Raw genomic sequence first — 12634 nt, 5'->3', positions numbered from 1 at the left:
TCATACTTATTCAAAACGATAATCCCCTTCCTCGGCTTCATGTCGTCCTGCATGTTCAATACCGTGGTAACGCCCTAGATTGACTGTCAAGAATTGACGATTGTCGCTAAGTTTTCCGTCTTTTAACCCTAATAACCCCGTTCTGCCTAATTGAATACGCGACGTTTTTTGTAAACGCGGCTCGGGTAGCACTCTCACGGGAACTGTCAGTTTTAAGCGCGCATCACTGCGGTAGCCTAAATACACGCGTAATAGCACCAGAAGGTCGGTATGCAGATGTTCACCCGGCAACCAACCTTGTGCTTCTTGTGGATGGTGTGTTGTAAGGGAGATAAGAATTCGACTCGTGGTGTCGCGGGCGGTTTTGCCCAGCGTTGCCCGCGTTGCTAATGAAACGCGCTGATGGCGGGCTAAACCAGTACGTTCATCCACCGGGACGTTGACAATATCGTATTCATTAATCGCCGCTTGCGTATTCGGTGCCAGTAAAGAAACCAGCGCTTTGACCCCTTCACTATTTCGCGTGGGCAAACGCATTGTGCTTAGCAATGCCAAAAAGCGCGAGATTGGCGTGGCGATCCTCTCCGCACTGCCGGGAATACCTAAACCAATTAATCCTAATAAGCATTGAGATGTCGCATCAGTGCCTCCTGCTTCAAAGGTGGCGGGATACGCATATTTGCGCCAGATACGATAATACTGCGTGGTGATACGGTGATTAAAGATATCCAGAAATTCTGTTAGAGCTTCCGTCCCATCTACGCCTTGCGCGATATCATCGAGATAGCTTGTCGGTAACGGTGAATCGACGCCGTACAACCCCAAAAAGTTGGTACGAACCGTTAAGGGGAGCGCTGGGTTAGTCGGACTTTGCTCTACCGTTCGTAGCTCACCCGCCGGAAAGCCCATGCCCGGCCAAGGGCGAAATCGCAGCGGATCATCTTTAATGTCGTTGGTGGTTCCCAGCAGTGGTGCTTGAGGTGCTGCTTTTTCCAATAATTGACAAAAACGATAGAAATTTGCACGCCAAATCGTCGGCTCAATATGCTCTATTAGCCGGGTACGTGTTGACTGTGATTCTCTTTCCATCTCAGACGTTTTCCTGTGGGTTGAATAACAAGGGTTAATTGGTTAAAGAGGTGGATATCCGCATACAGAGAAAAGAAGCGCTGAAGCATCTCACCAAATAAATTGATATCCCCTTCGCCTGCAAAATTATTGCCGTTTAGCGTGATTTCAATATCGACCCCGCGCATCATGTAGCCTTGTTCGAATCGGCGTATGAGTGTGTGTTTCACCCCCACGATCGCTTCCAGTCGGCGACGATTCATTTCATCATCTGTCCAATCATATAGGGCTAAGGTGCCGCGAAGCACTTCTGGGTTATCCATCATGCTTAAAAAGTTAGATCCCAGATGGCTCATCACCCGCCAGTGAAAACGGTCGTTCGCAGGCGGATATAACGGAATGGTGGGCGCGGTAAGATTACGGACAGTGACGGGCACTTTACCCGCCTTTAACACGCCATCTAGTACCGTGCTCTCAAGCGCTTTACGCGGTAGCTGACCATTGGTGCCCGTTAAGCGAATAGATAACAGTTCAGGTTTTTCAGAGAGCTGAGCCAGTTCAAACTCTTTCCCCCCTAAAATAAGCCACGTATCGTAGAGACCGGAAGGCCCTCGCTTAATCCGTGTATGAAAATAGCGTTCGGGTGCATCGTGGCGCATCATGCCCCCACGATGACGAAAGCTGCTAAACGGCACGTATTTCGGTTTACCATTTTTAATCGAGCCGTGAATACTGTCCACACTGTAGATTTCGGTGTGACCGTCTTGTAAGCGCAGGGGGCGTAGCTGGTATTCGTTCTCCAGCGGATTAATGGTTAACGGGTCACCTTCTAATGAAAAAAGATTGATGACAGGTGCACAATGCAACCGGAAATTTTCAGTTTCAAAGGGTAAGTCTGGCGACCAGGTTTCACTGAGCACAATATCAATCTCAAACCAGATCGTCGTTTCCGTAAATTTGGCTTTCTCTAATCCTTGTAATGCCAAAAACATAAATTTATGACGAAAGCTAAAGTATTCCAACAGCAACTGATAACCACTAAATGCAGTATCCCCTTTCGGCCATAAATTATCGTCATCGGTAAAACCCATCGGTTTAAACCAACCATCAAAGGGAATACGCTCTTCCCCTGTCTCAGCATGGCGAATATACATCCCGTGTACTTGGCGCGTCATTGCAAGGTGTAATGCAGAACTGATAGGCGCATCTGCACTGAGGAAAATCGGCAGGCTGTCTAGATAAGTTTTTGACCAATCGACTTTTTCAGGGCAGGCAAAACGCAAGCGAATGGTGGAGCGCCCGTTCGGTTCTGTTTGTAATTGGGCGTTGGAAATAGAAAGCGGGCGTAATAAGACGTCTTGCGTAGTGCGGTATTGGCAACGCGTGCGCTGGGCGCTGATGGGTCTTGATACCACCCCAAACCCTGCGGGTAGGCATTCCGCTTGGCGTAAATGTTGCCATTGGGGCACAAATTCAACAATAGACAGTGACGGGATGGTGCGCAAATAATGAGGCCACAGCAAGCTCACCAGCCCTTCTGTCAGTTCGGGCAGGTCATCGTCCAATTTTTCCCGTAACCGCCCCATCAAAAAGGCAAAACCTTCGAATAAACGCTCAACATACGGGTCGTTCGCGCCAGGTTTATCTAGATTGAGCATGGCCGCTCTATCAGGGTGCGCATTGGCAAATTCTTTACCGGCTTCTTTCAAGTAACGTAATTCAGCTTCGTAATAGCGTAGCGTCAAATCATCCATTTTAGGACTTCCTAAAACCAATTAAAAAATAAAAATAGCGAAGGCTCTTGACCGAGCCTCTCATGAATTAAGTCAAAGTGGGTCAACAAGCTCATCCACAACATCAGGGGTATTGAGAAAGATATTATTAGGCAAGCGGAACTGCTGGAGTTTTAACAAGGCCAGTGGACCACTGTCGAGTTCACTGCGTAAAATAAACCGTAATGTTTCGCCCTCTTTCGTGCGCCACACCAACTGATAACGGCTACTGTCGAGTTGCGTGACTTCGGCTTGCTCTAATAAGCGCATTAATCCCCAATTGCCTTGGTAGTTCGCGTAAATTTGCATACTCGAACGCACACTTTGCCAGTTAAGCGTCACGCCCGGATAATAACTTTCCCCCGGCCAGATAAAGCTTTTCCAACTTTCCATTTGGTTGAAGTAATCTAATTTTTGACCATCGACAATCAGCTGGATCTGAGCAACACCTTTGGATGGCCGTGCCATCAGCTCAAAGCGGATATTGGCATCCCCTTGCGCAAACACAATGTCGGAGATGTCTGCCAACTGATTAATGGCTTTGAGAAATTCTGGGTTAATGGTTAAGCCTTGGCTCATGGACGGGTCAACCACCCAGCGGTTGCCTTCTTTATGGACAATACCTCCTAAGTTGGTTTTGATAAACTGGTCAATACGTCCCGAATCGCTGCGTAAGAATTGGGCAAGTAACGGCAATGACGCATCACTTCCTGTCGCTTTGAACGGATAGCGCGCAGCAAACGCTTTATTCCACTGCACCACTATCGTCGATTGCCAACGGGTGTTGAGGTTATCCGCTGCGGGTGACAAGATTTGTCGCCATGCTTGCTCTAAGGGTTGAACAAATAAAGACTGTCCAAAACTATTCCATTCTTGCCCCAAGCTCGCCGCCACAAGGTTGCTGTAATCTAGAGTATCCGTTAAATCGATGGTTTTACCTTGGAAAACAGTTTGTGCTAACATTTTTGCCATCGCTTGCGGATCAGACGCATTACTCACTTGCTGCAATTTCAGACGGACTTGGGTGACGCGTGCCAGCCACGATTGGAAACTGAGATTGCCATTTTTTCCTGTTCCGTCCTTACCTTCCATCATTTCTAGAATGGGACCAAACACGTCATCCAACGGACCTTTGGGCGCTTGGTTTTGTTCAATAAATTGCTTAACTTGCTTTTTCTTGTCTAATAATTTAACGGCGGAATCGACGATATTATCAGCAAGTGCATCGGTTTTTTGCCCGGTTTTACCTTGCCATGCTAAAGTATTCATTAGCGCCACCAAGGGCGATTGACGCACGTCCGCTAATATATTTAACTGCGCAATGACTTCCGATAAGGAATCCGCCTGATGCCACTGAATGCTGTTGATCATATTGAGCCAACTATTGCCAAAATCCACAAAATAGCGTTCCGTGAGTCGCGCTTTTAAGGCTTCAGGCGAAACGTCGCTGTCTACCGTTTGGGTTTTATCCGTTAATACCCAATCAATCTCATTACGGCGCTTGTTCACCACATCATCGATAGCCGCTTTGACTTGCTCTTCCCACGCTTGGCGGGTAAATACTCCCGGCACCACTTCGTCGGTGCTAAATAGCAGTTGTGCATCGGTATCGCCGACCATGTCCATCAAGGTTAAATCCGGCCAATTGCTGGCGACTTGCTTTAAGACATCCTGGTACATCCCCGATTCGGCATTTTGCTGACCGATTTGTTTTAACAAAATTTTGCGAGTGGTATTCACCAAGGTCATATCGGGTTTGAGGGCCAATTTGGGATGTTTGTGAAGGTTGCCTGCCCAGAACTGAAACAGTTGTGGTGCAAAATGCTGCCATTCCGCTTTTGAAACACCACTACGCTCTGGCCAAATCGTCAAAAAATTTTGTGCAAGCCAAGCGGTATCAACGTGATCGGTTGATGCAAGCATGAGATAGAGCTTTAAGACGTTGTAGGCTTGCTGTGTACTTTGCTCTCGCGCACTACTTGCCGGTGGTAGTGCAACATACGCTGCTAATTGTGTTTTTAACTCATCCAGCGTCGCGGTTTTGATTAACAATTGATGATTTTGTATGTATAACGGCCATAGCCTTGCTAACGTTTGGCTGTCTTGATTTAATCCAAAACGGGTATACCACGGTGCCCCATGCGTTTCACGGTATTGAAGACGAGCAATGTCTTCTTGCAGTGCATACTGATTTTTCAGGCGTTCCCCAAGTGGAACCTGTTGATCCGCGGCAATTCGAGCCGTTTCCTCTGCATGACGAATACTAGTTTGATTCACTATCAATGACGTGATTGCGCCCACACTCCAAAACAACAATACCGCAAGAACGGTAACCTGAGCGGCTTGCCTTGCATTCCAGCCTATTTTTTTAGCTTTCAAAGCCGATGTTGTATTAAAAAAAGATTGCCAAGCGGGGGAACTCCCTAAGGCATTGGATTGACGGTGAGAAAAGCGTTGCTCTGCACTGAGGATCACCCCTTGAACCTGTAATGCCGCATGCCCTTTCATGATGTGTTGGAGTAACGCGCCCAGTTGAGATTGCAGTTGCTTTTGTAACAGCTCACTGACACGTAATAGCCAGCCTTGCTTAGGGGATTGCAATAATGCAGACATTCCCACTTCACGCAAAGGTGTGGCTAAACGAGTTAAGTCCTCAATGGCGTGTTCAGGTGTAGCACCTGACTGAAAAATAGCCCCAATTGGCGGTATAGAATGGCTTTCTTCCTTCCACAACTGCTTTTCAATTAACCATAACCAAACAGGGACACGCCAGCCCAGAGACGCATACAGTCGCTGATGGCAACGCAGAACGTTATCGCGCTCAATCTGAGTGGGCAGTGATGGTAAGTCAAACACAAGAATGCAGCCATCTAATGGGCGCGCGGGGCTCACGGCCTGAATGGAGGCAAGGTATTCCTCGGGTAAATTTTGCTCCGGTGCACCGCCGTAAAATAACAAAATACCCTCATTTTCTTGCCAGCCTTCTTGTTTTAATCCCGGTGTCGCCCGTTCAATTTCCGCATCTTGTCCCTGTACCAGCAATAATTTGATCTTGCGTCGCCAAAAGCGCCCATAGCGTAATCGAAGATGTTCTTGTACCACTTTGGCATCAATGACCGTCTCACCTTGCTCGTCATCGAATCCAATCACTGAGGCATTTTTTGATAATTGCTGTTGCTTATTTTTGCCCCATTGAACGTACAGCCCGGATTTTCCGGAAACATCAAATAATTTCTCGGTGACCCAGCTCAACAGCAAAATAAAGATAGCCACCAAACAGCTCACGGTTAAAATGCGGTCGCTCTCATACGGGCCTAATCCGAGTGATGATGCCATTGATTCGGGGAAGGCGTAAAACAAGAAAGCCACAATAATCACTAAAAAAATCAACACGATGGCGGTGGAGCCCATCACTGTTTTTACTTTCACCTTAGACATGCGTTACGCTTTCCTTACTTTCTGTGTGGCGTGAAATCACCGTTATCCAAATATCGTCATTTTCTCGTTGGGGTTGAACTGCAATAAGCTGCGCGTCGGGAGAATTCTCTTGACCCATATTGGCCTCGGCCAAGGCCGTGACTATCCAAGGGGCGGTTTTTCCTGTATTCCCTAAAACCGGATCAATCATTTTATTGGCCTTAGTCATGCTAAATTGCAACTGATTCTGTTCGCAGGCTTGGCTCCATCCCCCGCCTTCGTCAACATCTTGCCCGGCAACCCAAGCTGCTGTTATCGTTTCAGGAGAGATGTTCCCCCAGAGTATGGCTTGTGATAAGCCGTGCGACAGATTGTCAGGGTGACTTTTTTCTGGGCGATGAAAGCGAGTTGCACAAGGGATATCGCGGGTGGGTCGATTGCTCAGAAGAATACTGCCGATGGCCTCACCGTCATCATCCACAGGCGTCGAGTTATAGCCAATAGATACAATCAACAATAGGGAAGGAATATCCCAACGGGTATCTAACCATGCGTCAATGGCCTCTAGTCCTTGCCCCGATATAAGACGGAAAACGTGTGGGCTTTGTTTTTTTAAGGTATCCAGCAGGATTTTCTCTGCCTGTGGTTGGAGGTCACGGTCGATTTCCAACACGCAGTAACAAGGGATATCATCAGGGAATTTTTGCAATATCAGTTTAATTTTTACCGCGATGTTATTGATGCAATCGGTGAGCATCAACGTCGTATCGGGTTGGTCAAATGCAGTTAAAGGCGCATAACGTATAGGCTGAGACCCTGAACGAGAAGGTTGTAACGCCACAAAAGGAACCGATTTGTTGATCGCATCAAGGCTGCGATTTGCACCTTGCCCCGCCGGGGTCTCAATATACGCATCCAATAAATAGGCAAATCGTTGACCGCGTTTGATTTCAGATTTAATCAGTGCTTCGCGTTCTTTATTCCACGTGCTTGCAGAAACCTGCTGCATCTTATACGCCATCCGCCGCGCACCGAAGGCTAAACCCCAACCACAAATAGGTAACCCCACGGCGGTAAACCAAAAAATAAACCCCGTTCTGTCTTTTGTCCAAAACCACAAGGTCAGCGCAAACCCCATAAATATGATAATCAATAATGCCACTAACCAGCGGCGTGTATTAGGACGAGGCACTTTCGCGGCAGCAGGCGGAATGGTATTGAGCCAAACCGGCATATCAACCTACCTTGGCGGGAGAAAAGGAACTGATTAAGGTGCAGCCGCAACCGCATTTATGCCCCTGAAAAGCGACAGGGATACCGTTATCAAGGTAGTTAGGATTCCCTTCAATGATGGTGGTCGGTCCGTGCCCTTTTTTCGGGCAAGAAACCTGATCACCTTTACGTGCCACACCGATACCCCCAAATTTCATGGTGTCAGAGCCTGTTAGCACGGTTCCCCCATGGGTGGTTTTATCCCCTTTACGAATAATTTGTTGCATAGTTTTAGTCCTTTAATTATTAACCGAGTTCGTTGCTTTATAAGCCTCGTTACCGTTTAAACATTTTTTATAGGCTTTTAAATAATGATGATTAAAATTTAAATTCACCGTGTTATCAGGATCAAATGTAATATCATGCAGGGTATTATTCATTTTATTAAAATAGACCCAACCTATTGTTCCCGTTCCGCTCGTCTCTATAAAAATCTTTGCTCTGATAAAATCATCATTATCTTCATCAATAATTAAATTAATATCCTCAGGCTTTATTTTCCATTGCGATAAATCAAAGCTACTATTTCTGACAAGTTCTGTAATATAGTCATAGCATTGCTCATGGCGCTCAGCATTGACGCCGTAACTGAATAAAACCAACATCAATTCAATTACAGATAGAATAACCCTTTTCATCCGATTAACTCCTTGGTAGCTTTTTCAGCGGATGTCAAACATCGTTATAGAATAACGAGCTTTTTACAAAATATTGTCTATTATCCCTTTTAATGGTAAATTGTGGTGGATTTTCGTCACACTCACACTCATTATTTTTATTGTACTGAATGTTATAATTTTCATCACACCTAAAAATCTCATGCCAAGATGATATGGTTAAATTCACTGTTCTATTGCGAATGGAATTGAACGTCCAATTGATAAAAGATGTGTTACCATTATTTTATTTTTCACCTCTGTGTTCATACGAATATGCACCGTGGATATATTGACTCTTATCGTTAATTGGTTGATAACCATTAATACCTAACTCATCTTCTTTATATAATTGGTTATCTATTTTTGATACTTTAAAATTAAATAAAGTCACCGATATATTCGGATCTCCAGTACACAATTTATTTCTGTTTTCAGTTCTGACTTTTATGTAATAAAAACCTTCATCTTCTTGATGCACTTGGTAGGAAACACAGGCTTCCTGTGCTGGTAGTTCATTTTTCATGTACTGAGAGACTACAGATATTGTTTTATTTTCATCGCTATAAGCATAAAAAGAATAAAGTAAAAAACAAAAATCAAGAGGTTATTATTGTTTTTCATGTTAATTTATATCAATCAGAATTTAATCTGACTCCACGGTAAGGTTAAATAAGTAACACCTATAACCTTATCCTTTTCTATTGTAAAAATGAGAGACTTTTCAAAATAATTATAGGTTATTGTTGTGCTACCTGAATGCCGCTCGATGATACCGCAATGACCATACTTTTCTAATACATCATTAAAATAGCTACCAATACCAACGCCTCTAGAGGTAAACTGATTGGGTATATTAAAATTCATTTGAGTGATAGTTTCTTCATCAAGATTATACACTTCACTATTTAATGCAGATAAGTAGATGAAAACCTGGTCATTATACTTATAATCTAAAGCAAATGACGTTATTCCGTTATCATTCTGCCCAATATAGAATAGTGATGGATCCTGACCTGTTGACGCTAATACATCCCTCTTTACTGTACTGGTTGGCTCATTCAATTTAAAACTTAAATTATGAACATTGACCGTGAAGTCATTTTCATTGATGCATAATGCTAACTCTACTTTTGACAAATTTTCATTCTTGACAAATCCACTTGTCATTTTTGAATTTGTACCTAAATACACCGCATAACTAAAATCCTTACCTTTTTCCAAAACGACTAGATTATCATTAAATATAACAAAATCATCTCGTCGACATTCACTATATGGAGCACTGTAAAAATAAGCTCTACTCAGCGAAATGATATTGGCCAGCTCTCTATAATTAGAAATTTCTGGAGCGCTTACATAATCACAATGTTTATGGGCATAGCCTATAGTAGGCGACAGTAATACAATGCCAAAAACAAGCTTTTGTACCTTGAAGTAATTGATTAAATTATAGGTATATTGCATAAAATATATTATTTATTTTCATCAGAAGGTCCTATCCCTGTTCCTGTAGGGGTCAACCGATTTGACTCCATCCAACCTTCGATAACTTACCCTTTTTTATCTAAATACATTATAGAAGTAAAATTATCATAAACAGTAGATGCATTAACGAGATCATCTTTGATTAAAAAAAGATTTTTTTCTTTACAATTAACGTTAGGCGAATAATAAAAATAGGCTCTTCCATTGCCGATCACTTTATAACCTGACTTAGATGAATTAATAATGGCTCTTTCTTTATCAGAAATTAAATCATATTTTTCACATATATTTTCATCTGCAAAATTATTAAAAGAAGTTAAAATTAATATCGATAATAGGATTATTTTCATAATTAAGATATCTAGCCTAGCTTGCATTTTATATGCCCTTGTCCCATTCAACTCGATTAATGAAATAGTAACTTTACTTAAGTTAAACAACCCTATTTGTATAAAGAACTACGGTTTCACTGGGTAGTTTTCAAATAAAATGGCTCGAACTTTATCCGATGAGTCAAGGCAGAAACTGAGTTTCATATCAAAATATGGGTAGAATCGGCACTTATTCTCAGAATTCAATTTACTTTTCGTCCCATATTTTGCAGTGACTGTACTCCAGTCATCTCCGACTTTTATACCACGTGCAGTTGCATATTTGTCATCAACAAATGTAATTCCAGAGACATATGTGTCATTAAATCCTATTCTTTTCTCAATAATCTCATTTGCTTGAGATATTGTTATCATTTCATTTAGGATGGTTAATGTCCAGGATTCAAACGCATTATTAAAACCGTGGTTTTCAGGCTCTGGGAGTTTTAATCCTGATTGTTCAACCCATGTATTTAGCTCAGGAGTTGCCTTTCCGAGTAAATAGACATTTTTTCCATTTATCTTCCATGAAAAATCCGAGTACGTTAGCCCATTTTGCTCAACATTATCGGAAACAATCTCGTCACTCCGAACCCATCCATCAACAACAGCGCCATTCTTATTGATATAATTGACAAACGAAAAACCATTTACCACTCTATATTTAAGTAATTTATCATTTTTTATTAAAAAGATATTTGTCTTACACTCATCTTTTGGCAAAGAAAAAAAATAAACTCGGCCATTTGACTGCACCTTTTCGGGGGTTGGATCTTGGTTTGTATTGTAGGAATAATCTGTGCTGCTTGGTGTGCAACTTATTGTGGCATGAGAATTAAATATGAATAAAAATAGTGACAATAAAATTATTATATTTATCTTAAATTTATTCATAACATTTATTTACAGTAAAACGAGCCTTTATGGATAATTAGGCTAATAAATTTTAAAACAAAATGGAAAATAACCACTATCATTTAATTTATTATCATAAATCCTTTATGACATTTCATATCTTATCAAGTTATTGTCATATTAACTTTTATTAACGTAAATTTTGGTATTAGCAATTCAATTTATTACACCCTTAGTTAATGCATGCACCCTAACGCACTCCCCTTATCACAATCTAGAATATTTAATAATTCATCTAATTTATCGATATGTATTTTATTGCAATCATAATTATATTCTTTATTAACATTTAAATCTGTCACTTGCAACCCGCTATTATATTGACCATCTTCGTAATTTTTATATATTGCATAATCCACATTATTACTTGAGTAAGTAATCCTATAATACTCTGTATTAAATCGAGAATAATGATTATATGAGTACCCCCCCCCATCTAATAATTTAGAAGAGCGTTCAATAAAAATGGAGTTATTTTTTTTCATTGTTAATTTTAAATCTTTACCAATTAACTCTAAGTTAATTGTTCCGTCTTTAGTGGCACATTGAAAGAAAACTTCATTACTTGCAAAAGCGCTTGAAGATATAAATGTTACAAAAATTATTTTCATAAATTTATTTAAAATTTTCATAGTTCTTCTCCATTTTTTTATCATACCCTTTTTGAGATGGTCCGTTATAAGTTCGTGCAAAGGTAAGCCAATCCTTATCTCTTATTGATTTAAGTAATCTGCGATTAGATTTTATAAAGTTAACAAATGCATCTAATTGATTTTTTTCTGATTCAGACATGGCTAAAACAAAATTTTCCGGCGTGGAATAACCTGCCGCCAAATAATTTGACCCCAGTATTTGAAATTTCCCCCATGATGCTGATTTCAAAGCAGCAGTTTTATCCAAATTATATGCTTTTAACAATTTAGCATATTGAGTTGATGTACTACCATAGCCACCAGCTTTACTATTAGATATATCTGCGTACTGATCAAATCTTCCTGATGTATATTTCCTAAAGTGGTGTTTTTCGAATAAGATAGCTGGGACGTAGTCATCGTTATCTTGAAATTTAAAATAACTGCCATAATTACCTGTTTCTGTCATTGCAACAGCTTTAATTGCAGCAACTTCACAACCTAAAATTTCAGCCGCAGCCAAATAATCATTGTCATCAATAATATCGCCATTATAGAAATTTAAAAACTCTAAAGATTTCAATGTATTTTCAATTGGAGTTACTGGATAATTTTGCATTAAAAAAGATGCTAAGAATACCAACGGATGCATATGCCACACTTTAGGGCCGATTTTTTCATTAGTCACATCTTGCATCCAAACCATGCTATCAAGAAACTCTTCACTGTAAGAACGCCATAAGGGTGCTTCTTCACTCAATATGTTTAGAAAATTTTGCCAAACACTGTCACTTTTTTTGTAGTACCAATCACTCGGGTGTTTAACAATGGTTTTATTCACGATATGGGAAAACATCGGGTTATGAAAAGCACGGCGGTATTCCTCAGGTGAGTTAGTTTCCTTTTTGTCCGATTTAATCTTATTGATTAATCGCTGGTAATTATGAGCAATAATCCCCTTTTGCGGCACAGATGAACCCGTTATTTCCGCTTTAATATTTTCATAAACTGAACTGATAAATTCGACTTGGGGTTGTACATAA

12 protein-coding genes are annotated in these 12634 nt (G+C 41.3%); all 12 read right to left on the bottom strand.

Annotated features, from left to right (window positions below; translation table 11 throughout):
• Positions 1-6: 6 nt before the first annotated feature.
• On the bottom strand, positions 7-1089 hold the full coding sequence (gene tssG / locus OOA_RS12270) for a type VI secretion system baseplate subunit TssG (protein ID WP_008912468.1): 1083 nt from the start codon (positions 1087-1089) through the stop codon (positions 7-9).
• Positions 1053-2822, bottom strand: a complete 1770-nt coding sequence (tssF, locus tag OOA_RS12265; protein ID WP_008912467.1) for a type VI secretion system baseplate subunit TssF — start codon at positions 2820-2822, stop codon at positions 1053-1055. The genes tssG and tssF overlap by 37 nt, the downstream gene beginning before the upstream one ends.
• A gap of 72 nt (positions 2823-2894) precedes the next feature.
• Positions 2895-6278, bottom strand: coding sequence for an ImcF-related family protein (locus OOA_RS12260; RefSeq protein WP_008912466.1), 3384 nt, complete (start codon positions 6276-6278; stop codon positions 2895-2897).
• Positions 6271-7491, bottom strand: a complete 1221-nt coding sequence (locus OOA_RS12255; RefSeq protein ID WP_008912465.1) for a membrane protein — start codon at positions 7489-7491, stop codon at positions 6271-6273. The genes OOA_RS12260 and OOA_RS12255 overlap by 8 nt, the downstream gene beginning before the upstream one ends.
• A gap of 1 nt (position 7492) precedes the next feature.
• On the bottom strand, positions 7493-7756 hold the full coding sequence (locus OOA_RS12250) for a PAAR domain-containing protein (RefSeq protein WP_006662537.1): 264 nt from the start codon (positions 7754-7756) through the stop codon (positions 7493-7495).
• Between the two features lie 12 nt (positions 7757-7768).
• Positions 7769-8167 (bottom strand): hypothetical protein, encoded by a 399-nt coding sequence (locus tag OOA_RS12245; RefSeq protein ID WP_008912464.1) that lies wholly within the window; start codon positions 8165-8167, stop codon positions 7769-7771.
• A gap of 265 nt (positions 8168-8432) precedes the next feature.
• A complete protein-coding gene (locus OOA_RS12240; RefSeq protein WP_008912463.1) occupies positions 8433-8711 on the bottom strand; it encodes a hypothetical protein in 279 nt (92 codons plus the stop codon).
• Between the two features lie 113 nt (positions 8712-8824).
• Positions 8825-9652: a hypothetical protein gene (locus OOA_RS12235; RefSeq protein WP_008912462.1), complete on the bottom strand. Its 828-nt coding sequence runs from the start codon at positions 9650-9652 to the stop codon at positions 8825-8827.
• Positions 9653-9738: 86 nt separating this feature from the next.
• Entirely contained in the window at positions 9739-10050 is a 312-nt protein-coding gene (locus OOA_RS12230; protein WP_008912461.1) for a hypothetical protein, read from the bottom strand.
• A gap of 81 nt (positions 10051-10131) precedes the next feature.
• Positions 10132-10938, bottom strand: coding sequence for a hypothetical protein (locus tag OOA_RS12225; protein WP_008912460.1), 807 nt, complete (start codon positions 10936-10938; stop codon positions 10132-10134).
• A 197-nt stretch (positions 10939-11135) separates the two neighbouring features.
• Positions 11136-11591 carry a hypothetical protein gene (locus tag OOA_RS12220; protein WP_008912459.1) on the bottom strand — a complete coding sequence of 152 codons (456 nt, stop codon included), beginning with the start codon at positions 11589-11591 and terminating at the stop codon, positions 11136-11138.
• Positions 11575-12634, bottom strand: a 1060-nt coding sequence (locus tag OOA_RS12215; protein WP_008912458.1) for an N-acetylmuramidase family protein, incomplete at its 5' end; no start/stop codon positions are given. The genes OOA_RS12220 and OOA_RS12215, both read right to left, overlap by 17 nt.

It is taken from the genome of Providencia burhodogranariea DSM 19968 (assembly GCF_000314855.2).
Lineage (GTDB): Bacteria > Pseudomonadota > Gammaproteobacteria > Enterobacterales > Enterobacteriaceae > Providencia > Providencia burhodogranariea.
The sequence above is the reverse complement of the archived record's forward strand: the minus strand, read 5'-3'. Positions and strand labels throughout refer to the sequence as shown.